Here is a 22,274-nt window from a genome sequence, read left to right on the forward strand (position 1 = left end):
AGATCGCAGGTAGGGGCTTGTCCAGGCGGGGGGCGCCGGATCGGCAGGTTGACCATGCTGACGAGTGGCGTGGTCGGAGAGTGCAGCGTGGGCGTTTGCAAACGCCCACGCCATGGGCCTCAAAGCGCGCCGAAGACTTTCTTGGCCAGGCTGGTAGCGGCCTGGGCCGGGTTCTGGCGAATGCTCTGTTCTTGCTTGGCGATGATCTCGAACAGACCGTCCAGGGCCTGCTCGGTCACGTAGTTCTCGATGCTGGCGCTCTTGGCGTCGACCACGCCCAAGGCCATGGCCTGGCCGGCGAAGTTGTTGTACTGCTTGGCCAGCCCCACCTGGTCGGTGGCCTGCTTGACGATCGGCAGGAACTTGGCGCGGATCTGTTCGCGGCTGGTCTTGTCGAGGTATTGCGTAGCCGAATCCTGGCCGCCGCTGAGGATGCCTTTGGCGTCGGCCACGCTCATCTTCTTCACGGCGTCGAGCAGGATCGCCTGGGCCTGCGGAACGGCGGCTTCGGCGGCTTTGTTCATACTGGCTTCCAAGGCATCGACCTGTTCGCCTTTGCCGAACATCTTCATGGCCTTGGCGGCCTTGCCCAACTTGCCGGGCAGCTCGATGCGCACCTGCGGATCGTTGCTGAAGCCGCCGGGCGTGCCCAGTTGCTTCACGGCCACTTGGGCGCCTTGGGTGAGAGCGTCCTTGAGCCCGCTGGAAGCGTCGCTCTGACTGAGGTCGCCAAGGGACAGCGCCAGCGCGCTGGCCGAAAGCAACAGGCCGGCGCACAGGGTGGTCAAGCGCAGAGAGGTACGGATCATGGATGGGTCCTTGGTAAACGGGTGGAGATCTTAGCGGGCCGGGTCGACCTTGATGCGCAGCGGTTGCGGATCATGGCCGTCGAGCGCTACGGCCTGTTGCGAGGTGCTTGTGAACAGCAGCTCGCCCTCCAGTTCGATACGGGCGCTGATCGCGTAGCGATGGCCGGGTTTGATCTGGGCGGGGTCGTAGCTCAGCTGGAATGGCAGCGGAACGTTGCCCTTGACCGGGCCTGCCTGGCGCGCCAGAACTACGGCGGGGGCGTCCATCAGGGAAACGTCCTGCAACTGCACGCTCAGCGTGGCGGCAGGTGGCAAAGCCATGCGTTGCAGGTAGAAGACCTCGCCATGCAGGCTGGCCTGGGCAGGCGGGGTAGGGCTGGAACAGGCTGCGAGCAAGGAGGCGCAACACAGCATAAAGAGCTTTTTCATGGAATCTCCGATGTCCAGGGGTCGGCTTACCGCCAACGCCCAAGACTGTAACGGATTTCCCTCGACGAATCAGCGTGGCGGCAGCTTGAGTGTGATGGCCGAGAGGTCGGGCGGATTGCTCAGGTCCAGATTCTTGAAGTTTTTCCCCGCATAGACTTGAGTGCCCTCATGGTCGTACAGACCAAGGTTAAGGCGCAGCGGTCGATCGACAGGAACACTGTCGGCGTCGACGAACAGCGAAAAGGCCGCCTCCGAGCCGGTGATGTGCAACGAGTGCTCGGCCAGGTTGCTGGAGGCCTGATTGACATAGCCATCCGCCTGGACTGCCAGCAGCGTCACGTCGAGCTTGTTCGTGGCTTGAACCACTTCGGGCGGAATATGCACGTGTCCGCTCAGTTCGATCAGGCTCATTTCGACAGGCTGCTTGCGGTCGGGACTTTCGAAGCCCTCAGGCGTCTCAAGCTCCAGGTCTACGGGGGCCTGGGTGGCTTGCGCCAGCGCCAGTACAATGCTGGCATCGGCGATTATCAGCGACGACCCGACGGCCGCCCGGCAGCGCGCCTTGAACGTGATCGGGGCATCGTCTGCCAGCGACGAACGGTCGATATGGATACGAAACGGCAGCGGCGACCCACTGACCTGCGCGCCTGCGCCACCCAACACGACCCCGTCGGCATCGAGCGCTTCGATGCACAGCCAAGGCAGGTCTGGACCCGGACTTGGCAAGTAGGGGGTGCTGAGGGTACCGGTTATTTCAACAACGTCGGACATGTCGTCGTTTCCTTGAAAGCGTGGGGAGTGTACAGGCGAGCCGGGGTTCGATGGGCGCGTGGCGGTCCATTGGCCAGGACGCCTGTTTGTTGCATCGATCGATCAGGATGCGAACCTGTATCGAGCTGCCGATGGGATCAGTTATCCGCGCTCCGCAGCACCAAGGCCGACAGGTCAGGCAGGTTGTCGAGGTCCAGCGGAAGCTGACCTCCAACGTAGATTTCGTTCCCGGTCTGGTCGCACGATGTCATGTCCAGAACGACTGGCCGACCGTCGGGAATGACAGCGGGGTCGACGAACAGGGCGAAGGGCACGTCGTCGCCCGACGCACTTACGGCATATTCGGCCACATTGCTAGTACGCTGGTTGCTTTGACCGTCCTCCTGCACGACGTACAGAGCTACAAGGAGCAGTGCGTCGGCATGGCGCAACTCGGGCTGGACCGAGACGCGCCCGCTGATTTCGACGAAGTGCGCTTGTGTGGGGTGCTCTTGCCATACGGGATCGATGTCCGGCAGCGTCTGCAAAGCCAACTGCAGAGGCTCACGCGTTGCCTCGGCAACGGTCAGAGTGCGTTCGCAGCGAGCCACCTCAAAATCCGAAGATATAGCTGTATCGCATGTCGCTGTGAGCGTCAGCAGGCTGTCCGGCGTGAAGGCTTCACGTGCGAGCTGGATTCTAAACGGGACCTGGGTGCCACTGGTTTGGGCGAAGCTGCTGGCAAGCCTCACCTTTGCCGCATTCGTCACCTTGATACTTATAGGCGGATAGCCCCAGGGCGCGAAGGGCAGGCGCGAGAGGTTGAGGGTACCGGAGATTTCAATAAATTCAGACATGTGTCATTCCTCGAGCAGATTGTCGTGATGAAACATGCCGATGCTCACATCCGGCGCCTCCATGTATCAGGCTGAAAGCCTACCCTTGCACGACATCCGCCGGCTCGTCGCGGTGCAGCGCCACCTGCCGGATCGACAAGCGCAGTTCGGCCGACAGCACCCGTTTGGCCACGCCTTCGGCCAGCTCGCCCAGGCGGTCGGAGTAGTCCAGCGTGCCGTGCTCGTCGACGCGCAGCACGCCTTGGTCTAGCAACGTCTGGATGAAATGGCGGAACAGGCTCTTGTCGAAAAATTCCGGGGCGTTCAGCCCATGCAGGATCGACAGCCGCTGGGCCATGGTGACGCACAGGTTCTCCAGCCCTTCGGCGCTCAGGCTGTGCTTGCCGCTGCTGAGCAGCAGCGAGGTGGCCATGTAGAAACGCTGCAAGGTCTGGGTGATGGTGCGCGCCAGCAGGGTCAGCAGCACGAAGGCGCGCGAACTTGGGGCCGGCCGCAGGTATATGTTCCGCTCGCAGCGCAGCAGGCCCTGTTCGACCAGCGCGGCCAGCCATTGGTCGATGACCTCGTCCAGTTCCTCGGGTGTCCAGCGTAGGAACAGCTCGGCTTGCAGATACGGATACAGGGCGCGCACGTACTGGCCCAGCAGCTCGCGGCTCATGCGCGAGCTGCTGAGGAAGAAGCTGGCCAGCAGCGCCGGCAGGGCGAAGATGTGAAGGACGTTGTTGCGGTAGTAGGTCATCAGTACCGCGTTGGTTTCATCCAGGTAGAGGATGCGCCCGAGCGCGTCCTTCTGTTCTGCCAGCAGGTCCATGGCGCGTACGTGTTCAATCAAATGCTGGCCATCGCCTTCAGGCAGCGTGGTGTGCGCCGAGTAGGGCACTTGGCGCAGCAAGGCCAGGTACAGGTCGAGCACTCGCACCAGCGCCTGTTCGTCCAGGGCCAGGCGGCTGGTGGACAGCAGCGCCAGGGCCACCAGGTTGACCGGATTGATCGCTGCGGCTTCGTTGAGACGGCGGGCCACGGTGGCGCCAAGTTCGGTCGTGGCCCTGCTCAGCCATGCCGGGCGAAAGTCCGGCCCGTGGACCTGCTCGCGCCACCCCGGCTGACGTTCGTCGAGAAACGCGCCCAGGCGGATCGGTTCGCCAAAGTTGACGTAGACCTGGCCGAAGCGTTGGCGCAGGGCGCCGAACACCTTGAAAAGATCGAAGATCGACTCTTTCTTTTTGCTCGCTCCGCGCAGCTCGCCCAGGTAGGTGCGGCCCTCCAGCACACGCTCGTAACCGATGTACACCGGCACGAAGGCGATGGGCGTGCGCGAGGAGCGCAGAAAGCTGCGCAGGGTGATCGCCAGCATGCCGGTGCGCGGCTGCAGCATGCGTCCGGTGCGCGAACGCCCGCCTTCGACGAAGTACTCCACCGGAAAGCCTTTGCTGAACAGGGTATGCAGGTACTCGTTGAACACGGCCGTGTACAGCGGGTTGCCCTTGAACGTGCGGCGCATGAAGAACGCGCCGCCACGGCGCAGCAAGCCCCCGATCACCGGCATGTTGAGGTTGATGCCGGCCGCGACGTGGGGCGGCGTCAGGCCGTTGCGAAACAGCAGGTACGACAGCAGCAGGTAGTCGATATGGCTGCGGTGGCAGGGTACGTAGACCACTTCGTGGTCCGGCGCGATGGCCTGCACCTGCTCGATGTGGTTGACCTTGATGCCATCGTAGATCTTGTGCCAGAACCAGCTCAGCACCACTTCCAGAAAGCGGATGGCGGTGTAGGTGTAGTCCGAGGCGATCTCGTTGGCATAGCGCAGCGCTTGGGCCTCGGCTTTGGCCTGGCTGATGTGCTGGCGCTGCATCTCGTCGTCGATAGCCTGGCGTACCAATGGCCCGTGCACCAGGCCCTTGACCAGGTTGCGCCGGTGCGAAAGGTCCGGGCCGATGACCGCGCTCTTGAGATTGCGAAAGCGCACGCGCAGCAGGCGCTGGGCCATGCGCACCGTGCGTTCGGGGCTCTTGTTGTGGCGCACCAGCTCGCCCAGGGAGAGGGGCGTGGAAAACTGCACGCGAGTCTTGCGCCCCAGGATCAGCACGGTCAACAAGCGCCGCAGCCGCCCGGTGACGGCCCAGCTGTCGGCGAACAGCAGCCGCCAGGGGCTCGATTCACTCTCCGGGGACTGCCCCCAGAACACACTGACCGGAATGACCTGCGCATCTTCTTCGGCATGTTCGCCCAAGGCCTCGATCACCCGTTCCAGGGTCGGCGGGGCGCCACGCTTGTCGTGGCGGCCGAGCCAGTCGGGGTCGGGGGTGAGGTAGAAGAAGGCCGCCGGCTCGCGCAGCGTGCCGACGTCGACCGGCAACACTGGGCGTGGCAGCCCGGCTTTGGTGCATTCGTGGTCGAGCACCGCCAGGTCGGTCAGTGCCGGCGAGGGCAAGACATAAAATACCGGGCGGCTGCGGTCCAGGTTCAACGAGGTCGAAGACTGGTTGATGGTCTCGGAGCGCACCCATAGGTACAGCGCACGGCGCAAAATGCTGAAGATCAGGCGACGCAGGGGGGAACGTGTCATTGGCGGCAGGCCCTGGGCAATAAGGTACGGTCGAGGTGCAAGCAGTTAGTCCGCGTGGTCGGCATAAGTTCAGCGGAGCCCAGACCGTCAGCTTGGTAAATTTTCTCTACGGGTTATCGAATATCCGGCCTGTCACTTGCAGGCATTTTCCTACGCTTGGCCGATCAGCCCATTGGACCTGTCAGTCAACGCGCTCTTCATAATAAAAGCGGAGTAGTTCAGATGTCGTCTCGTGAGACTGGGAATGTCAAATGGTTCAACGATGCCAAGGGCTTTGGCTTCATTCAGCGCGAAGGCAGTGCCGACGTGTTCGTCCATTATCGGGCGATCCGCGGTGAAGGGCATCGCTCGCTGAGCGAAGGGCAGCGCGTGGAGTATGCCCTCGTGCAGGGCCAGAAGGGTCTCCAGGCCGAGGATGTGGTCGGCCTGTAAGCACCGGGCCAGAGGTGTTGGGGCGATGCAGTCGGAACTCCGTCGCCCCACCTTCGCAGCGCTCCTCACGCCGTGCGCCAGACGATCTCCTCTTCGCCGTCGGCGCTCACGCGGATCCAGCGGTCGGCGTCTTCCTCGCCGTCGGCTTCGCTCCAGCTTCCCGGCGCACAGCGCACTTCCACCGCCAGTGCGGCGTGGGCGGCCCGCGCGCAAGCGATGTCGTCCTCCCATGGGGTCTGGTCGCTTTCCAGCAACAAGCTGTTCCATTTTCCTACAGCTTTGGGAATCCAGGTGACCGGGATGTTACCGGCCTGGCATTTCCAGGTGTGACCGCGTTGCTGCCAAGGGCTGCACGGGCCGAGGGCGCGTCCGAGCCAATCGGCGATCTGTTGATGGCCGACGTCGGCGTCCTTGAGGTAGATCTCGATATCAGGTTGGCGCATGGGAAGGGCTCCGGTTGTGCTCAGGCTTGGCGCACGAAATAGTCATAACGCATGGAAACCGTGACCTCGAACGGTGCGGTCTGTTCGATCACGCGAGTGCGGCGTTCGGCGCTGGCGCGCCAGCCGTGCGGGGTCATGGCCAGCAGATCGGCACGGGCCTTGGCCTCGCTCAGGCGCAGGCGCCATTGCAGCACTTCGCTGTGCGCGTGGCGCATGCCGTCGGGGACCAGCGCCAGGTGCTTGTCGTCGGCGTAGGGGCGCACCTCGTCGTAGAGCGCCTCGCGCAGCTCCATCAGGTGGCCCTCGGTAGGGCCGACTCGCATCAAGCCGCCGCCCGGCGCCAGCAGGCGCTTGGCTTCGGCCCAGTCGAGCGGGCTGAAGACGCTGGCGATGAACTGGCAACTGGCATCGGCCAGCGGCACGCGTGCCATGCTCGCGACCATCCAGGTCAGCCGCGGATCGCGCCGGCAGGCACGTTTGACCGCTTCGCGGGAGATGTCCAGCGCATAGCCGTCGGCCGCCGGCAACGCCTGGCCGATGCGGGCGGTGTAATAGCCTTCGCCGCAACCGATGTCCAGCCAGGTGCCCGGCGCGCGCTCCTGGGCCAGTTGCGCCAGGCGCTCGGCCACTGGCGCGTAATGGCCGGCGTCGAGAAAATCGCGCCGGGCCTCGACCATGGCCTGGTTGTCGCCCGGGTCGCGGCTGTTCTTGTGCTGCACCGGCAGCAGGTTCAGGTAGCCCTGGCGGGCGCGGTCGAAACGGTGCCCGGTCGGGCAGACGACACCGTTGTCGAGGCGGCTCAGCGGGCCTTGGCAAAGCGGGCAGGTGAGCATCAGGCGAGCAACCGTACCAGGGTCTGGTAGTAGATTTCGGTCAGCAGGTCGAGGTCGCTGGCCAGAATGCGTTCGTCCACCTGGTGGATGGTGGCGTTGACCGGCCCGAGCTCCACTACCTGAGTGCCCATGGTTGCGATGAAGCGCCCATCGGAGGTGCCGCCGCTGGTGGACGGTCGGGTCTCGCGGTCGGTGACCTGCTTGATGCTGGCGGCGACGGCGTCGAGCAGCTCACCCGGTTCGGTGAGGAATGGCAGGCCCGACAAGGCCCAGTCGATCGACCAGTCCAGTTGGTGGCGGTCGAGGATCGCGGCGACCCGCTGCTGCAAGCCTTCGACGGTGGACTCGGTGGAAAAGCGGAAGTTGAACAGCGCCGTCAGCTCGCCCGGCACCACATTGGTGGCACCGGTACCGGCGTTGAGGTTGGAGATCTGGAAGCTGGTCGGCGGGAAGAACGCGTTGCCTTCGTCCCAGTGCTCGCCGGCCAGCTCCGCCAGCGCCGCGGCAGCCAGGTGGATCGGGTTACGCGCCAGGTGCGGATAGGCCACATGGCCCTGCTTGCCGCGCACGGTGAGGGTCGCGCCGAGCGAGCCACGCCGACCGTTCTTGACCACGTCGCCCAGCAGGTCGGTGCTTGACGGCTCGCCGACGATGCACCAGTCGAGCCGTTCGTTGCGCGCCTTGAGGCGCTCGACCACGGCCTTGGTGCCATGGTGGGCAGGGCCTTCTTCGTCGCTGGTGATGAGAAAGGCAACCTTGCCGCGGTGGTCAGGGTAGTCACGCACAAAGCGCTCGCTGGCGACCACCATCGAAGCCAGGCTGCCCTTCATGTCGGCGGCACCGCGCCCGCAGAGCATGCCGTCGGCGTCGATCAGCGCGTCGAACGGCTCGTGCTGCCACTGCTGCACGGGGCCGGTGGGCACCACGTCGGTGTGGCCGGCGAAGCACAGCACTGGGCCGTCCTGGGTGCCGTGGGTGGCCCAGAAGTTGTCGACGTCTTCGATGCGCATCGGCTCCAGCGCGAAACCCACCGCGCCCAGACGGTGCATCATCTGCGCCTGGCAGTCGGCATCGACCGGGGTGACCGAAGGGCGGCGAATCAGGTCGCACGCCAGTTGAAGGGTGGGTGAGCGCTCGGCTGAGGCCGTCATGAAGAACTCCGGGCAAGGCAAGGCAAAAACGGGGGCGTTATCTTATAGCAATGTGCGCGTCCTTGCGCCTGTAGAAGCGGCCGGTCGGCTCCTTCTACGCCTTCTCCACGGGCTTTGGCAGTGACGACAGCAGCGCCATCACCAGCGCCGCCAGGTAGGGCAGCGACTGCACCAGCAGCATCGCCACCCAGAAACGCATGTCCGAGCTGGGCAGGCCCTGCACCAAGTAGATGCCCCCGGCGGCGCCCCACAGCAGCAACATGATGAACACCTCTTCCCGAGCCTCCGACAATGCCTTGAAGAACCCGTGGCTGTCGGCATGTTTGGGTGTGCGGATGAACGGCATGCTGCTGGTGAAGAAACCGTACAGCACCGCTTTGGCGATGGTGTGCGACAGCGCCAGCCCCGCCAGCGCCGCGGCGAAGGCATCGCGCAGATCGACGCCCACCGCGCGGCGGTAGAGGAACACGATCTTGCCGACCTTGAAGAAAAACAGCGCCAGCGGCGGAATGGCGAAGATCATCAGCGGCGGATCGACCCGGTGCGGCACGATGATCATCGCCGCCGACCACAGCAACGCACCCACGGTGAAGAAGATGTTCATGCCATCGGCCACCCACGGCAGCCAGCCGGCCAGGAAGTGGTAGCGCTGGCCACGGGTCAGCTCGCTGCCCTTGCCGCGCAGCAGGGCGCTGGCGTGGTGCTTGATGATCTGAATGGCCCCGTAGGCCCAGCGGAAACGCTGCTTCTTGAAGTCGATGAAGGTGTCGGGCATCAGGCCCTTGCCATAGCTGTTGTGGGCGTAGGCCGCCGACAGCCCTTTCTCGAACACCCGCAGGCCCAGTTCCGCGTCTTCGCAGATGCACCAGTCGGCCCACCCCAGTTCGTCGAGCACCGCGCGCCGGGTCATGGTCATGGTGCCGTGCTGGATGATCGCGTCGCGGTCGTTGCGGGTGACCATGCCGATGTGGAAGAAGCCTTTGTATTCGCTGTAGCAAAGCTTCTTGAACGCGCTTTCGTGCTGGTCGCGGTAGTCCTGCGGCGATTGCACCACGGCGATCTTCGGGTCGGCGAAGTGCGGCACCATGTGCTTGAGCCAGTTGCGGTCGACGCAGTAGTCCGAGTCGATCACCGCGATCACTTCGGCATCGGGTGCGGTATGCGGCAGCAGGTAGTTCAGCGCGCCGCCCTTGAAGCCCGCCAGCGGCGCGACGTGGAAGAAGCGGAAGCGCTCGCCCAGGGCCTCGCAATGGGCCTTGAGCGGCTCCCACACGGCCGGGTCCTTGGTGTTGTTGTCGATCACCAGCACTTCGAAGTCGGGGTAGTCCAGCGCGGCCAGGGCGTCGAGGGTCTGCTTCACCATCTCCGGCGGTTCGTTGTAGCAGGGCACGTGCACCGACACTTTGGGCCGGTAGGGCGAGTCGCCCTCCACCGGCAGGAATTCGCGGCGCCGCTTGTGCGTCCAGACCGCCTCGGCCAGCTCGTGCGCCTCGGTCAGCAGGACGATGAACACCCCGAGCGCGCCCAACGCCAGCAGCACCCCCACCGAGAGGCTGAACCAGGTGCTGTACTGCTGGCTGTAGTCGTAGGCGATCCACACCAGCACCGAGCCGCACAGGAAGGTAATGAAGGTCAGGAAGGTACGGCCGCGCTGGCGCAGCGACGAGCCATCGATCAGCAGCACCGCCAGGGCGATCATCGCCAGCACCACCGAAGCGACCGCCAAGGCGCGCCATTGCGGAATCGCCACCACCGGCCCTTCGAAATTGAATTTCTGCTGCCGCGCGGCGTTGAACACGCCCCAGTAGGCGCCCACCGAACCTTCGTCGCTGGCCTTCCACGGCTGGTCATAGGCCTCGATGACGAAGTAGTTGTAGCCCTGGCGGTTGAGGGTGTTGACCAGGGTTCGCAGGTAGATGGCCTGGTCGGCCTGGGTGGCATCGGCGCCGCCGCGCATGCGGCCGTTGCTCGGCCAGCCGACTTCCGACAGCAGCAACGGCTTGCGCGGGAACTGCTGCTTGAGTTCGCGCGCGCGCTCCAGCACGAAGGCGATGGAGTCGCGCATCGGAACGAACTCCCAATACGGCAGGATGTGCGCGGCGATCAGGTCGACGTGCTTGGCCAGTTCCGGGTGCTCCTTCCAGATGTGCCACTGCTCGCTGGTGGTGACCGGCACCTTGACCGCGGCGCGAACCCGGTCAAGGTACTGGATCAGGCCCTCGGGTGTGACCTCCTCGCGGAACAGCGCTTCGTTGCCGACCACCACACGCACCACGCTGCGGCTGGTATTGGCCAGCTCGATGGCGGTGGCGATCTCGCGCTCGTTGCGCTCCAGGTCGGGGCTGATCCAGATGCCGACGGTGACCCGCAGGCCCAAATCCTCGGCCAGGCGCGGAATGTTGGCCTGGGTGCCCTCGACGGTGTAGATGCGGATGCTGTCGGTGAGCTTGCTCATCTGCTCGAGGTCTTGGCGCATCTCCTCGTCGGTCGGGTATTGCCCGCGCTGCGGGCTTTCCCCGAGGCGAAACGGCGAATAGGAAAAGCCGGAAATCTGCTCGGGCCAGGCCGGCGCCGACACCGGGCGGTTGATCAGCGCCCAGAAGCCGGTGAACAGGGCGGCGATGGCCAGGACCACCACCAGGTTGAGGCCGAGTTTGCGTGAAGACATAGGGATGCGTCGGTTCCGATGAAGCGGGGTCAGGTCAGTGACCGGCTGGGTGCAAGGACTGCGGACAGGCGCGAGGCCGCTCCTGAAGAGGTAGCCGAGATCCCGCTTTGTTGTCGTCCATTTCTGATTCTTCAGAGGGCATTAAAGCAGGGTTCTGCGTGTCTTTCCTAACCCGATACGGCCGATGGCGCCTGCAGTGGGTGTCGGTCGACCCGTGCGTGGCCTATACTGCGCGCCGTTTTTTCGGAGGTGAGCCATGAGCACAGAAGATCCGCGCTTCGCCGGAGTTGCCCGCCTGTACGGCGATCAGGGGCTGGAGCGCCTGCGCCAGGCCCATGTCGGCGTGGTCGGTATCGGCGGCGTGGGCTCCTGGGTGGCCGAGGCGCTGGCGCGCAGCGGCGTGGGCGAGATCAGCCTGTTCGACCTCGACGACGTCTGCGTCAGCAACACCAACCGCCAGGCCCATGCCCTGACCGGGCAGGTGGGGCGGGCCAAGGTCGAGGCCACCGCCGAGCGCCTGCGCGCCATCAACCCCGAGTGCGTGGTGCATGCGGTGGCCGACTTCGTCACCCGCGAAACCATGGCCGACTACATCACCGAGGGCATGGACTGCGTGGTCGATTGCATCGACAGCGTGATGGCCAAGGCCGCGTTGATCGCCTGGTGCCGGCGGCGCAAGATCGCCGTGGTCACCACCGGCGGCGCCGGCGGGCAGATCGACCCGACCCAGGTGCAGGTAGGCGACCTCAACAAGACCTTCAACGATCCTTTGGCCTCGCGAGTACGCTCCACGCTGCGCCGCGACTACAACTTCTCGCGCAACGTCAGCCGCAACTACGGGGTGCCGTGCGTGTTCTCCAGCGAGCAACTGCGCTACCCCAAGGGCGACGGCAGCGTATGCCTGCAGAAGAGCTTCGTGGGCGAGGGTGTGCGCCTGGACTGCTCCGGCGGGTTCGGTGCGGTGATGATGGTCACTGCGACCTTCGGCATGGTGGCGGCGAGCAAGGCGGTGGAGAAGCTGGTGGCCGGCGCGCGGCGGCCATCGGAGCGTGTTCGGGTGTCGGGGCCGGATACCTCGGTGTAGCGAGCCTCACTCGCAAAGGCCGGCGCAGCTAGCCGCGCCAACACGGGTTCTGACCATCGGGTTGCTGCGCGTTGTCGTCGTACGCTGGACGTGTTGGAGCGGCTTCAGCCGCGATGGGCCGCAAAGCGGCCCCCGTCCAGGCGCTGCGCAATCACCTCAAGGAACTGGGTTGGATCCATTGGAGCGGCTTTGCCGCCCATCGCGGCTGAAGCCGCTCCAACAAGCTTAGGCCATCGGGGCTGCTACAGAGCGGCGTGCTTCGGCTCGATAGCCTGCGTCGTCAGCCCTTCGTTAGCAACTCTGCCATCCGCAGCACCACCGCATGCAAGCCATTACTGCGCGACGGTGACAACTGCCGCTCCAGGCCGAGCTGGGCGAACCATGCGCGTAGGTCGAGTGCCGCCAACGCATCTCGGTCCAGGCCTTCCACTCGCACCAGCAACAGCGCAAGCAGCCCGCGCAGCAGGCGTGCATCGCTGGTGGCCTTGAACTGCCAGTCAGTGCCGTGATGCCGAGCGCCATTGTGCAGGGCGTCGCTGCGCTGCACCACCAACCACACCTGGCTCTCACAGCCATGCACCCGGTTGGCCTCGGTCTTCTCGGCCTCGGCCATGGGCGCCAGGTGCTCGCCCCACTGCATCAGCAGGCGTGCCCGCTGCTCCCAGCCTTGTGCTGCGGCGAAATGCTCCAACGCGTCTTGCGCTTCGTTCGGCAGGTTCATCGCAGCAACTCCAGGCCTTGGTCCAATGCGTCGAAGAAGCGCTGCACGTCGTCGCTGTCGTTGTACAGCGCCAGCGATACCCGTATCGCACCGTTGAGCCCCAGCCGAGCGAACAGCGGCATGGCGCAGTGGTGCCCGGCGCGGACGGCGATGCCCTGTTCGGTCAGCACATGGGCGATGTCGGCGTTGTGCACGCCTTCGACCACGAAACTGGCCAGCGCCGTCTGCGGCGCACCCAGCACGCGAATCCCCTGGCGCTGGTCGAGGCCGTGCAGCAACTGCTGGTGCAGACGCGCCTCATGCAGGGCCACTGCATCGCCATCCAGGCCGGCCAGGTAGTCCAGGCTCGCGCCCAGGCCGATCACCCCGGCGATCGGCGGCGTACCGGCTTCCAACCCTAGAGGTGCGTGGCGAAAGCTCGCCTCGTGGTAGTCGGCCAGGTGCACCATCTCACCGCCGAACTGCCAGTGCTTCACATGCGCCAAGGCCTGGGCACGGCCGTACAGCACACCGACGCCGTCGGGGCCATAGAGCTTGTGGCTCGACAGCACATAGAAGTCGCAGCCCAATTGCTGCACGTCGTGCCGGCCATGCACCACACCCTGGGCGCCGTCGACCACGCTCAGCGCGCCTTGCGCCCTGGCATGGGCCAGCAGCGGGGCCAGGGGCTGCCAGGTGCCGAGCACGTTGGACAGTTGGCTGATGGCGACCAGACGCGTACGCGGCCCGATCAACTGCAAGGCGGCATCCACCTCGATCCGGCCTTGTTCGTCGATCGGCAGGATCACCAGGCGCAGACCGCGCCGTTGCGCCAGCTGCTGCCAGGGCAGCAGGTTGGCGTGGTGCTCCAGGGCGCTGACGGCGATTTCGTCGCCTGCCTGGAAGCCATGTTCCAGGCCATAGGCGAGCAGGTTCAGCGCCGAGGTGGCGCCGTGGGTGAAGACGATCTGCTGGGGGCTGGCGGCATTGAGCCAGGCCGCGACCTTTTCGCGGCTGCGCTCGAACGCCTCGGTGGCGAGCGCGCCGGGCAGGTGCTGGGCGCGGTGCACGTTGGCGGCGCCGTGGCCGTAGTAGTGCGCCAAGGCGTCGAGCAACGCTTGCGGCTTCTGACTCGTGGCTGCGCTGTCGAGGTAGGTCTGCTGCTGGGCTTGCAGGGCGGCGATGGCCGGAAAATCGGCGCGCCACGGAGAGGGCTGGAACATGATCGCGGGGCCTGGAAAGAAAACGGGGCCGGCATTGAGCCGGCCCCGAATCTTAGCACTTCGAACCGCGAGGTTCTCAGTTGTGCGCGTGCAGCGCCTCGTTCAGCTCGATGGCCGACTGGTGCGTTTTGCACTCGACCGCACCCGAAACCGAGTTGCGGCGGAACAGCAGGTCGGTCTTGCCGGCCAGGTCGCGCGCCTTGACCTCTTTGACCAGCTGGTTCTGGCCGTCGAGCAGTTGCACCTTGGTGCCGGCGGTGATGTACAGGCCCGCTTCCACGGTATTGCGGTCGCCCAGCGGGATACCGATACCGGCGTTGGCGCCGATCAGGCAGCCTTCGCCCACGGTGATGACGATGTTGCCGCCGCCCGACAAGGTGCCCATGGTCGAGCAGCCGCCGCCCAGGTCCGAGCCTTTGCCGACGAACACGCCGGCCGAGACACGCCCTTCGATCATGCCCGGGCCTTCGGTGCCGGCGTTAAAGTTGACGAAGCCTTCGTGCATGATCGTCGTGCCTTCGCCGATGTAGGCGCCCAGGCGCACGCGGGCGGTGTCGGCGATACGCACGCCGGCCGGGACCACGTAGTCGGTCATCTTCGGGAACTTGTCGACCGAGAACACCTCCAGCAGCTCGCCTTTGAGGCGCGCTTCGAGTTGGCGCTCGGCCAGCTCGCCGAGGTCGATCACGCCCTGGCTGGTCCAGGCCACGTTCGGCAGCAGCGGGAAGATGCCGGCCAGGGACACGCCATGGGGTTTGACCAGGCGATGCGAGAGCAGGTGCAGCTTGAGGTAGGCCTCGGGGGTGGAGGTCAACGCGCCGTCTTCGGCCAGCAGGGTGGCGACCAGCGGCTTGTGGCTTTCGGCCAGACGGGTCAGCAGTGCGCCTTGCGCGGCATCCAGGGGCTTGACCGCTTCGGCCAGCTGCGCGGCCTGCGCGGTGCTGAAGGCGATGGCCTGGTTGCCGCCCTGGTAGCCCAGGATCGGTGCGATGGCGGCCACCAGCTCGGCGCTGGGGTTGAGCAGAGGCTGCGCGTAGAAGACTTCCAGCCAGTTTTCCTGACGGTTCTGGGTGCCGACCCCGAAGGCCAGGCTGAACAGGGTAGTGGACATGGGATTACCTCATGCAAATGGGGAATGAGACGGCTGGCGTTCAGGCCAGCGCGGCGGCGTAGGTCTCAGGCTTGAAGCCCACCAGCGTGCGCTCGCCCAGGTCGAGGACCGGACGCTTGATCATCGACGGTTGGGCGAGCATCAGCTCGATGGCCTTGGCCTGGTCGAGGTCGGCCTTGCTGGCTTCGTCGAGCTTGCGGAAGGTGGTGCCGGCGCGGTTGAGCACGACTTGCCAGCCGTGCTCGTCGCACCAGCGGCCCAGGCGTTCACGGTCGATGCCTTGGGTCTTGTAGTCGTGGAACTGGTAGTCGAGCGACTGTTGCTCCAGCCAGCTGCGCGCTTTTTTCATGGTGTCGCAGGCTTTGATGCCGTAGAGGGTGTAGGCCATTGAATGCTGAGGGCAGTGCCGGTCGGGCCGGCGCTTGCCCGCGATCTCCGGGGAAAAATTGATGGGCGATTATGCGGGAATGGGTCGGCGAGCGCCACGGGGGCGGGAACCGAACCCCGGTGGCAGGCCTCTACACCGTTCGACCCGTGGGCGCGTCGAGGCCGACGCCTGTACCTGTCCGTCTTCGACGAAGGTGCAACGGTATCCCGCCCGCTGCTGGCGCTAGGCTCTTGAGCCCAAGATGCCTGTATCGGTCGGCCAGCCGTCCCGCGCAGGCCGACCCGCCGTCGTCATCTCTCCGTTACCCGTAAAGGAACTCCGCCCCATGCAGTCCGCCTACACCGTCCTCATCCTGCTGACGCTGGTGAGCCTGTCGAAATTGCTCGGACGCATGATCCCGCTACCGGTGCCGTTGCCGCTCCTGCAGATCGCTGCCGGGGCGCTGCTGGCCTGGCCTACGCTGGGCTTGCACGTAACGCTGAACCCCGAGCTGTTCCTCTTTCTGTTCCTGCCGCCGCTGCTGTTCGTCGATGGTTGGCGCATGCCCAAGCGCGAGCTGTGGCGCCTGCGCGGGCCGGTGGTGGCGCTGGCCGTGGGGCTGGTGCTGTTCACCGTAGTGGGCGCGGGCTACTTCATCCACTGGTTGTTGCCCAGCATTCCCTTGCCGGTGGCCTTTGCGCTGGCGGCCATCCTGTCGCCCACCGACGCCGTCGCCGTGTCGGCGATCACCCAGAACCGTTTGCCCACGCCCTTGATGCACATGCTGCAGGGCGAGGCGCTGCTCAACGACGCCTCGGGGCTGGTGACCTTCAAGTTCGCCTTGGCGGCCGCCATCACTGGCGCTTTCTCTCTGGCCGAAGCCAGCGTCACCTTCATGCTGGTGGCGCTGGGCGGCCTGGCCGTAGGTGTGGCCTTGAGCTGGCTGGTAGGCAGGCTGCGCATGTGGATGATCACCCGCGGCTGGGACGACCCGGCCACCCATGTGGTGTTCATGCTCTTGCTGCCGTTCGCTGCCTATGTGCTGGCCGAGCGTTTGGGCGCGTCGGGTATTCTCTCGGCGGTGGCTGCCGGCATGATGCAGAGCTGGCTCGACCTGCTGCCGCGCCAGACCAGCACGCGCTTGCTCAACCGCAGTGTGTGGTCGTTGCTGGAGTTCGCCTTCAACGGCTTGATCTTCCTGCTGCTGGGCTTGCAACTGCCGGACATCGTCAAGGCAGTGGCAAGCCACGAACCGTCGCTGTGGCCCACGTTGGCCTATCGCTGCCTGGACGTGCTAGCGATCTTCGTGGTGCTGGTGGTGCTGCGCTTCGTCTGGGTGCAGAGCATCTGGCGCGCCATCGGCGCGTGGCGGCACTGGCGCGGCAAGTCGGCCCTGGTGCTGTTGCCCAGCGCCCGTTCCTGCTGGTTGCTGACGTTGGGCGGCGTGCGCGGCGCAGTAACCCTGGCCGGCGTCATGTCGGTACCGCTGTTGATCGGCGCAGACCAGGCCTTCCCCGAGCGCGACCTGCTGATCTTCATCGCCGCCGGGGTGATCCTGCTGTCGCTGGTCAGCGCCTGTGTGGCCTTGCCGTTGCTGCTGCGCGGGGTGGACAAGAGCCCGGACGAGCGCCGGCAAAAGGAAGTGCAGGACGCTTGGCGCCGCACTGCCGAAGCGGCCATCCACGCCTTGGAAGCGCAGGAGGTGGTCGACGCCGAAGCGCCGCAAGACGCCACCCAGGCGACCCTGGCCGTGGAACTCAAGGCGCGTCTGATGGCCGAGTACCGTGCCGAGCTGGACCGCTTCGAAGACACCGCCGAGGCCCGCGCGGTCGCGCAGCAGATGGACGCCCTGGAGCGCCGCCTGCGACTGCACGCCTTGCGGGCGCAGCGTCTGGAACTCTACAAGCTGCTGCGGCAACGGCAGATCGGCGATGAGGTGGTGCGGCAGATATTGGGGGAGCTGGACTTGAGCGAGGCCAATCTGGGCTCGGGCAAGTAATTTCGGGGGCGGTACTGCTGCTGAAGAGCACTGTCGCGCAAGGCTTTGGCAGCGCCTCGCAACCGGTCATACACCTTGCCATCCAAGGAAAGCGGATTTGAATCCAACGTACCCCTCATGGACAATCGCTGCTTTTGGCCCGAAAGGATGCGGTGATGAAGTTCGAGGGTACTTTTCAATATAGGGGTCATCACGGAATCGTCTTCAGCGTATCGCAGATCACCCTTATGGAGAGCGACCGCGGACGTCTGCGCGAACTGCACTTTGGCGAAGCGAAAAGCGCTCACTACGAAGTGAGCCGTAAGGTCGTCGAGGTGTATGACAAGATGCTGGCAAAGGATTTGCCCTGTTTGATGATGATCGGCATTTCCACGCCCTTGACTCGAGGCCAAGCCGACACGCTCAACGCTCAACGCACCCAGATCGCCAACCTCGCAGCCTCGGCCTTCGCTGGCGCAGCCTCCTCGGTAACCTCTCCTTATGTAGGCGTTCCTGTGGGTGCCGGAGTACGTATGTACGTGAACGAAATCCTGCCTACCTACCATGCCGGCGACGTGCTGGTCAGCATCGAAGCGCAAGTCAGCGGTGGCATCGGCCCACAGCGCAGCACTTCCACCTTGATCATCAAGACCTAAAGGAAGCGACACATGCCTGACTTTATCCAGTTGATCATTGCGCTCGTGGTGTTCTTTTTGCTCGATCAATTTCTCAAAGCGTACCCACTCCGCGCATGGCTGGGCGTGGTATTGATGGCAGTGGGTGCGTTTGGCTGCATCGCGGCCAGCCAAACGCGCCTGTTCGGACTCGACCTGGGCCTGCTGTCAGTCTTTGCCGTGGCACTGGGCGTCGGGTTGTTTCTCAAGCGGCGACGGTTCGAAGACATGGACTGAAGCGTCGCGCTTTGTGCTGTGCCGTTCCTAGGCGAGGAACCGACGGATGCGTTGCGCCGCCTCGATGCACTCGGCCAGTGGCGCGACCAGCGCCATGCGCACGCGCCCAGCCCCTGGATTGACGCCATCGACCTCACGCGATAGGTACGAACCCGGCACCACGGTCACATGCTCGGCCACGAACAGGTCGCGGGTGAATTCGGCATCGCAACCCGGCACCTTGGCCCACAGGTAGAAGCTACCATCGGGACGCTGCACGTCCATCACCGGTTGCAGGATCTCCAGCACCGCATCGTACTTGGCCCGGTACTGATCGCGATTGGCGCGCACGTGCGCTTCGTCCTGCCAGGCGGCGATGCTGGCCAACTGGGTCTGCACGGGCATGGCGCAGCCATGGTAGGTGCGGTACAGCAGGAACGGCTTGACGATCTCGGCGTCGCCGGCCACGAAGCCCGAGCGCAGCCCCGGCAGGTTGGAGCGCTTGGACAGGCTGTGGAACACCACGCAGCGCTTGAAGTCGCTGCGCCCGAGCTCGGCGCAGGCGCTGAGCAGGCCCGGCGGCGGGGCGTCTTCGTCGAAGTACAGCTCGCTGTAGCATTCGTCGGCGGCGATCACGAAGTCGTGTTCGTCGGCCAGGGCGATCAGCTTCTTCAACGTTTCCAGCGGCACCAGCGCCCCGGTCGGGTTGCCGGGCGAGCACAGGAAAAGAATCTGGCAGCGCTGCCAGACGTCGGCCGGCACGGCGTCGAAGTCCGGGTTGAAGCCGTTGCCTTCCAGGCAGGGCAGGTAGTGCGGGGTCGCCCCGGCGAGCAGGGCCGCGCCTTCGTAGATCTGGTAGAACGGGTTCGGGCTGACCACCAGGCCATCGGCCTCGCGGTCCACCACGGCCTGGGTGAAGGCGAATAGCGCCTCGCGTGTGCCGTTGACCGGCAGGATGTGCCGATCGGCCTGCAACCAGCCGGCCGGTACGCCGAAGCGCCGTTCGCACCATTGGCCGATGGCCTCGCGCAGCGCAGGCAGGCCGAGGGTGCTGGGGTAGACGGCGAGCTTGTCGAGGTTGTCGCTCATGGCCTGGGCCACGAAGGCCGGCGAGGTGTGCTTGGGCTCCCCGATCGACAGCGCGATGGCGCGCTTGTCGGCCGCGGGGGTGACGCTGCCCAGCAGGGCGCGCAGTTTCTCGAACGGGTAGGGCTGCAACTGGGTCAAGGCAGGATTCATTGGCGCAAGGTCTCGGCAAAGGTCTCGGCGGGCATTAGATGTTCACGCGGGTCGGGCTGGCCTCTGCGGCTTGGCCTGCCTGCAACTGCTGGATGATCGCCTCCTGCAAGCGCAGGCACAGTTGCGCGTCGGAGAGCGGCTGGTTGTGGGCGTCGGTGACGAAGAACACGTCTTCGACCCGTTCGCCCAGGGTGGCGATCTTGGCGTTTTGCAGCGACAGGTCGAACTCCAGGAAGATCCGGCCCAATCGGGCCAGCAGGCCAGGGCGGTCGGGGGCGGTGATCTCGAGGATGGTCACCGGTCGCTGCGCGTCGTTGTGGATGGTCACCTGCGGGGCGAAGGTGAAGTGTTTGAGCTGGCGCGGCACGCGGCGCTGGATGATGGTCGGGTAGTCTTCCGGGTGGCGCAGGGCTTCGCTCAGGCCATCGCGGATCTGCCGCACGCGCTGCGGGTTGTCGCCGATCGAACCGCCGTCGTTGTCCAGCACGATGTAGGTGTCGAGGGTGAACTGACTGCTCGAGGTGATGATCCGCGCGTCGTGGATGTTGAGGTTGAGCTGGGCCATGGCCGCCACCGTCACGGCGAAGAAGTCGTGCTGGTCGGGCGCATAGATGAAGATCTGCGTGCCGCCTTCGAATTCGCGTTGGGTGGTTTCCTTGATCAGCACCAGCGGGCCGCCGTCGGCCGGTTGCCGGAGGATCGCATCGGTGTGCCAGGCCACGTCCGCGGCGGTGTGGCGCAGGAAGTAGTCGTCGCCCAATTGCGACCAGAGCTGTTCGACGTCGTCGGGGTCGGTGCCTTCGCGCACCAGGGTGTCGAGTGCGGCACCCTGGGTCTGGCGGATCAGCTCTTCGCGGTCCAGCGGGTTCTCCAGGCCGCGGCGCAGGGCGCGCTTGGTCTCGTTGTAGAGCTGGCGCAGCAGGCTGGCGCGCCAGGAGTTCCACAGGCTGGGATTGGTCGCGTTGATGTCGGCCACGGTCAGCACGTAGAGGTAGTCCAGGCGCGTGTCATCGCCCACCAACAGGGCGAAGTCGTTGATCACCTGCGGGTCGGACAGGTCCTTGCGCTGGGCGGTGGTGGACATCATCAGGTGGTTCTGCACCAGCCAGACAATCAGCCGGGTGTCCCAGGTCGGCAAATGATGGCGCTCGCCGAAGGCCTGCGCATCGATCGCGCCCAGGTCGGAGTGGTCGCCCTGGCGGCCTTTGCCGATGTCGTGGTAAAGCCCGGCCAGATAGATCAGCTCGGGCTTGGGCAGGCGCCCCATCAGCTCGCTGGCCAGCGGGAATTTCTCCGACACTGGCGTATAGCGCAGCTTGCGCAGGTGCTTGATCAGGTTGAGCGTGTGCGCGTCGACCGTATAGATGTGGAACAGGTCGTGCTGCATCTGCCCGACGATGAAGCCGAACTCGGGCAGGTAGCGGCCGAGGATGCCGTAGCGGTTCATGCGCCGCAGGTTGCGGTGGATACCCGTCTCGCACTTGAACAGCTCGATGAACAGGCTGGTGTTGCGCAGATCGCTGCGAAAATCGTCGTCGATCAGGTGCCGGTGCTCGCGCAGCAGGCGCACGGTGTCGGCGCGCACGCCCTTGATCTCCGGATGCTGGGCCATGAGCACGAAGATTTCCAGCATGGCGAACGGCGTGCGCTCGAAGATTTTGGCGTGGGCCGCTTCGATGTAGCCGTCGTGCAGGCGGAAGCGCGCGTTCAGGGGCTGGGTGGTGCCGCTGTCGTCATCGGCGAGGATGACTTCCTCGAAATGCTGGATGATCAGGTCGCACAGCTGGCTGATGCTCATCACCACCCGGTAGTACTGCTGCATGAACTGCTCGATGGCGCGCTTGGGGTTTTCGTCGGTGTAGCCGAGCAAGGTCGCCACGCTGCGCTGGTGGTCGAACAGCAGGCGGTCTTCGGCGCGCCCGGCAAGCATGTGCAGGGCATAGCGCACTTTCCACAGGAACGCCTGGGAGGAGGCCAGCACCGCGTTCTCGCTCTCCAGCAGGAAACCCTCGCCGGCCAGTGCGTGCAGGTTGAGCGTGCCGTATTGGCGGCGTGCCACCCAAAGCACGGTCTGGATGTCGCGCAGACCGCCCGGCGAGCCTTTGACGTTGGGCTCGAGGTTGTATTCGGTGTCGTTGTACTTGTGGTGGCGCGCTTGCAGTTCGGCGCGCTTGGCCAGGAAGAACGCCTTGCTCGGCCACAGGTGCTCGGTGCCGGTGGCCTCGAGCATGCGCTTGCGCAGGGATTCGGGGCCGGCGATGGTGCGGCTTTCCATCAGGTTGGTGATGATCGTCAGGTCGGCTTTGGCCTGCTCGGCGCATTCCTCGATGCTGCGCACGCTCTGCCCGACCTCCAGGCCAATGTCCCAGAGCAGGGTGAGCAGACGCTCTATGGGGTCGCGGTACTGCTCGTGGCGGGCGCCGTCGAGCAGGATCAGCAGGTCGATGTCCGAGTGCGGGTGCAGCTCGCCGCGGCCGTAGCCGCCGACCGCCACCAAGGCGATGCCGGACGCATCGCCCCAGTCGAACTGGCTCCAGGCCTGCTGCAGGATGTTGTCGACCAGCCACGCGCGATCCTCGATCAGGCGACGGATGTCACGGCCTTCGCCAAAGCGCTTGTCGAGCACCTCGCTGGCCTGACGGATGGCTTTCTTGAACGCGGCGATGGGGCTCGCCTTGAGCGCCAGTTCCGCCTGGAACTGGCCGCGGTCGAACAGCTCTGGGTCCACCTGGGGCATCGGTTCG

The 22,274-nt window shown here is 65.2% G+C and carries 20 protein-coding genes; 5 read left to right on the forward strand and 15 right to left on the reverse strand.

Features of this window, described 5'->3' with window-relative positions:
* Positions 1 to 119 precede the first annotated feature (119 nt).
* The 5 genes from B4M43_RS05330 to plsB form a co-directional block, all read right to left on the reverse strand.
* Positions 120 to 809 carry a DUF4197 domain-containing protein gene (locus tag B4M43_RS05330; RefSeq protein WP_296264860.1) on the reverse strand — a complete coding sequence of 230 codons (690 nt, stop codon included), beginning with the start codon at positions 807 to 809 and terminating at the stop codon, positions 120 to 122.
* Positions 810 to 839: 30 nt separating this feature from the next.
* Positions 840 to 1,238, reverse strand: coding sequence for a YbaY family lipoprotein (locus B4M43_RS05335; protein ID WP_296264861.1), 399 nt, complete (start codon positions 1,236 to 1,238; stop codon positions 840 to 842).
* A 69-nt stretch (positions 1,239 to 1,307) separates the two neighbouring features.
* Positions 1,308 to 2,009 carry a hypothetical protein gene (locus B4M43_RS05340; protein ID WP_296264862.1) on the reverse strand — a complete coding sequence of 234 codons (702 nt, stop codon included), beginning with the start codon at positions 2,007 to 2,009 and terminating at the stop codon, positions 1,308 to 1,310.
* Between the two features lie 137 nt (positions 2,010 to 2,146).
* Positions 2,147 to 2,845 carry a hypothetical protein gene (locus B4M43_RS05345; protein ID WP_296264866.1) on the reverse strand — a complete coding sequence of 233 codons (699 nt, stop codon included), beginning with the start codon at positions 2,843 to 2,845 and terminating at the stop codon, positions 2,147 to 2,149.
* 79 nt (positions 2,846 to 2,924) lie between these two features.
* Positions 2,925 to 5,411, reverse strand: a complete 2,487-nt coding sequence (plsB, locus tag B4M43_RS05350) for a glycerol-3-phosphate 1-O-acyltransferase PlsB (protein WP_296264868.1) — start codon at positions 5,409 to 5,411, stop codon at positions 2,925 to 2,927.
* Positions 5,412 to 5,633: 222 nt separating this feature from the next.
* On the opposite strand from plsB, the gene B4M43_RS05355 reads away from it, so the two are divergent.
* On the forward strand, positions 5,634 to 5,843 hold the full coding sequence (locus B4M43_RS05355) for a cold-shock protein (protein WP_296264871.1): 210 nt from the start codon (positions 5,634 to 5,636) through the stop codon (positions 5,841 to 5,843).
* Positions 5,844 to 5,908: 65 nt separating this feature from the next.
* Here B4M43_RS05355 and B4M43_RS05360 read toward each other — a convergent pair whose 3' ends face one another.
* From B4M43_RS05360 to B4M43_RS05375, 4 genes are all read right to left on the reverse strand, one after another.
* A complete protein-coding gene (locus B4M43_RS05360) occupies positions 5,909 to 6,286 on the reverse strand; it encodes a hypothetical protein (protein WP_296264873.1) in 378 nt (125 codons plus the stop codon).
* Positions 6,287 to 6,306: 20 nt separating this feature from the next.
* A complete protein-coding gene (locus B4M43_RS05365; RefSeq protein ID WP_296264875.1) occupies positions 6,307 to 7,119 on the reverse strand; it encodes a putative RNA methyltransferase in 813 nt (270 codons plus the stop codon).
* The gene (dapE, locus tag B4M43_RS05370; RefSeq protein ID WP_296264877.1) at positions 7,119 to 8,270 is read right to left on the reverse strand and encodes a succinyl-diaminopimelate desuccinylase; all 1,152 of its coding nucleotides are present in this window, start codon (positions 8,268 to 8,270) and stop codon (positions 7,119 to 7,121) included. Before dapE ends, B4M43_RS05365 begins: the two co-directional genes overlap by 1 nt.
* A 94-nt stretch (positions 8,271 to 8,364) precedes the next feature.
* The gene (locus tag B4M43_RS05375; protein ID WP_296264878.1) at positions 8,365 to 10,938 is read right to left on the reverse strand and encodes a glycosyltransferase; all 2,574 of its coding nucleotides are present in this window, start codon (positions 10,936 to 10,938) and stop codon (positions 8,365 to 8,367) included.
* Between the two features lie 256 nt (positions 10,939 to 11,194).
* On the opposite strand from B4M43_RS05375, the gene tcdA reads away from it, so the two are divergent.
* On the forward strand, positions 11,195 to 12,022 hold the full coding sequence (gene tcdA, locus B4M43_RS05380; RefSeq protein WP_296264879.1) for a tRNA cyclic N6-threonylcarbamoyladenosine(37) synthase TcdA: 828 nt from the start codon (positions 11,195 to 11,197) through the stop codon (positions 12,020 to 12,022).
* A gap of 280 nt (positions 12,023 to 12,302) precedes the next feature.
* Here tcdA and B4M43_RS05385 read toward each other — a convergent pair whose 3' ends face one another.
* From B4M43_RS05385 to B4M43_RS05400, 4 genes are all read right to left on the reverse strand, one after another.
* Positions 12,303 to 12,743 (reverse strand): SufE family protein, encoded by a 441-nt coding sequence (locus B4M43_RS05385; RefSeq protein ID WP_296264882.1) that lies wholly within the window; start codon positions 12,741 to 12,743, stop codon positions 12,303 to 12,305.
* Positions 12,740 to 13,945 (reverse strand): cysteine desulfurase, encoded by a 1,206-nt coding sequence (locus B4M43_RS05390; protein ID WP_296264883.1) that lies wholly within the window; start codon positions 13,943 to 13,945, stop codon positions 12,740 to 12,742. The genes B4M43_RS05385 and B4M43_RS05390 overlap by 4 nt, the downstream gene beginning before the upstream one ends.
* Before the next feature lie 76 nt (positions 13,946 to 14,021).
* Positions 14,022 to 15,056 (reverse strand): 2,3,4,5-tetrahydropyridine-2,6-dicarboxylate N-succinyltransferase, encoded by a 1,035-nt coding sequence (gene dapD / locus B4M43_RS05395; RefSeq protein WP_296264885.1) that lies wholly within the window; start codon positions 15,054 to 15,056, stop codon positions 14,022 to 14,024.
* Between the two features lie 40 nt (positions 15,057 to 15,096).
* Positions 15,097 to 15,444 (reverse strand): ArsC family reductase, encoded by a 348-nt coding sequence (locus B4M43_RS05400; protein ID WP_296264886.1) that lies wholly within the window; start codon positions 15,442 to 15,444, stop codon positions 15,097 to 15,099.
* A 325-nt stretch (positions 15,445 to 15,769) separates the two neighbouring features.
* Between B4M43_RS05400 and B4M43_RS05405 the strand changes: the two genes are divergently transcribed.
* The 3 genes from B4M43_RS05405 (at position 15,770) to B4M43_RS05415 (ending at position 18,312) form a co-directional block, all read left to right on the forward strand.
* Entirely contained in the window at positions 15,770 to 17,422 is a 1,653-nt protein-coding gene (locus B4M43_RS05405) for a Na+/H+ antiporter (RefSeq protein ID WP_296264887.1), read from the forward strand.
* Between the two features lie 155 nt (positions 17,423 to 17,577).
* The gene (locus tag B4M43_RS05410) at positions 17,578 to 18,057 is read left to right on the forward strand and encodes a hypothetical protein (RefSeq protein ID WP_296264888.1); all 480 of its coding nucleotides are present in this window, start codon (positions 17,578 to 17,580) and stop codon (positions 18,055 to 18,057) included.
* A 12-nt stretch (positions 18,058 to 18,069) separates the two neighbouring features.
* The gene (locus B4M43_RS05415; RefSeq protein WP_296264889.1) at positions 18,070 to 18,312 is read left to right on the forward strand and encodes a hypothetical protein; all 243 of its coding nucleotides are present in this window, start codon (positions 18,070 to 18,072) and stop codon (positions 18,310 to 18,312) included.
* Between the two features lie 27 nt (positions 18,313 to 18,339).
* Here the strand turns inward: B4M43_RS05415 and dapC are convergent, their stop codons facing one another.
* Positions 18,340 to 19,530 (reverse strand): succinyldiaminopimelate transaminase, encoded by a 1,191-nt coding sequence (gene dapC / locus B4M43_RS05420; protein ID WP_296264890.1) that lies wholly within the window; start codon positions 19,528 to 19,530, stop codon positions 18,340 to 18,342.
* Positions 19,531 to 19,564: 34 nt separating this feature from the next.
* Positions 19,565 to 22,267, reverse strand: coding sequence for a [protein-PII] uridylyltransferase (locus tag B4M43_RS05425; RefSeq protein ID WP_296264891.1), 2,703 nt, complete (start codon positions 22,265 to 22,267; stop codon positions 19,565 to 19,567).
* Positions 22,268 to 22,274 lie beyond the last annotated feature (7 nt).

The sequence above is a fragment of the Pseudomonas sp. UBA6562 genome, assembly GCF_002434265.1.
Classification (GTDB): Bacteria; Pseudomonadota; Gammaproteobacteria; order Pseudomonadales; family Pseudomonadaceae; genus Aquipseudomonas.

Coding starts and splice junctions, on each gene's coding strand:
- B4M43_RS05330 (WP_296264860.1), bottom strand. CDS start 809: ATGATCCGTACCTCTCTGCGCTTGACCACCCTGTGCGCCGGCCTGTTG.
- B4M43_RS05335 (WP_296264861.1), bottom strand. CDS start 1,238: ATGAAAAAGCTCTTTATGCTGTGTTGCGCCTCCTTGCTCGCAGCCTGT.
- B4M43_RS05340 (WP_296264862.1), bottom strand. CDS start 2,009: ATGTCCGACGTTGTTGAAATAACCGGTACCCTCAGCACCCCCTACTTG.
- B4M43_RS05345 (WP_296264866.1), bottom strand. CDS start 2,845: ATGTCTGAATTTATTGAAATCTCCGGTACCCTCAACCTCTCGCGCCTG.
- plsB (WP_296264868.1), bottom strand. CDS start 5,411: ATGACACGTTCCCCCCTGCGTCGCCTGATCTTCAGCATTTTGCGCCGT.
- B4M43_RS05355 (WP_296264871.1), top strand. CDS start 5,634: ATGTCGTCTCGTGAGACTGGGAATGTCAAATGGTTCAACGATGCCAAG.
- B4M43_RS05360 (WP_296264873.1), bottom strand. CDS start 6,286: ATGCGCCAACCTGATATCGAGATCTACCTCAAGGACGCCGACGTCGGC.
- B4M43_RS05365 (WP_296264875.1), bottom strand. CDS start 7,119: ATGCTCACCTGCCCGCTTTGCCAAGGCCCGCTGAGCCGCCTCGACAAC.
- dapE (WP_296264877.1), bottom strand. CDS start 8,270: ATGACGGCCTCAGCCGAGCGCTCACCCACCCTTCAACTGGCGTGCGAC.
- B4M43_RS05375 (WP_296264878.1), bottom strand. CDS start 10,938: ATGTCTTCACGCAAACTCGGCCTCAACCTGGTGGTGGTCCTGGCCATC.
- tcdA (WP_296264879.1), top strand. CDS start 11,195: ATGAGCACAGAAGATCCGCGCTTCGCCGGAGTTGCCCGCCTGTACGGC.
- B4M43_RS05385 (WP_296264882.1), bottom strand. CDS start 12,743: ATGAACCTGCCGAACGAAGCGCAAGACGCGTTGGAGCATTTCGCCGCA.
- B4M43_RS05390 (WP_296264883.1), bottom strand. CDS start 13,945: ATGTTCCAGCCCTCTCCGTGGCGCGCCGATTTTCCGGCCATCGCCGCC.
- dapD (WP_296264885.1), bottom strand. CDS start 15,056: ATGTCCACTACCCTGTTCAGCCTGGCCTTCGGGGTCGGCACCCAGAAC.
- B4M43_RS05400 (WP_296264886.1), bottom strand. CDS start 15,444: ATGGCCTACACCCTCTACGGCATCAAAGCCTGCGACACCATGAAAAAA.
- B4M43_RS05405 (WP_296264887.1), top strand. CDS start 15,770: ATGCAGTCCGCCTACACCGTCCTCATCCTGCTGACGCTGGTGAGCCTG.
- B4M43_RS05410 (WP_296264888.1), top strand. CDS start 17,578: ATGAAGTTCGAGGGTACTTTTCAATATAGGGGTCATCACGGAATCGTC.
- B4M43_RS05415 (WP_296264889.1), top strand. CDS start 18,070: ATGCCTGACTTTATCCAGTTGATCATTGCGCTCGTGGTGTTCTTTTTG.
- dapC (WP_296264890.1), bottom strand. CDS start 19,530: ATGAATCCTGCCTTGACCCAGTTGCAGCCCTACCCGTTCGAGAAACTG.
- B4M43_RS05425 (WP_296264891.1), bottom strand. CDS start 22,267: ATGCCCCAGGTGGACCCAGAGCTGTTCGACCGCGGCCAGTTCCAGGCG.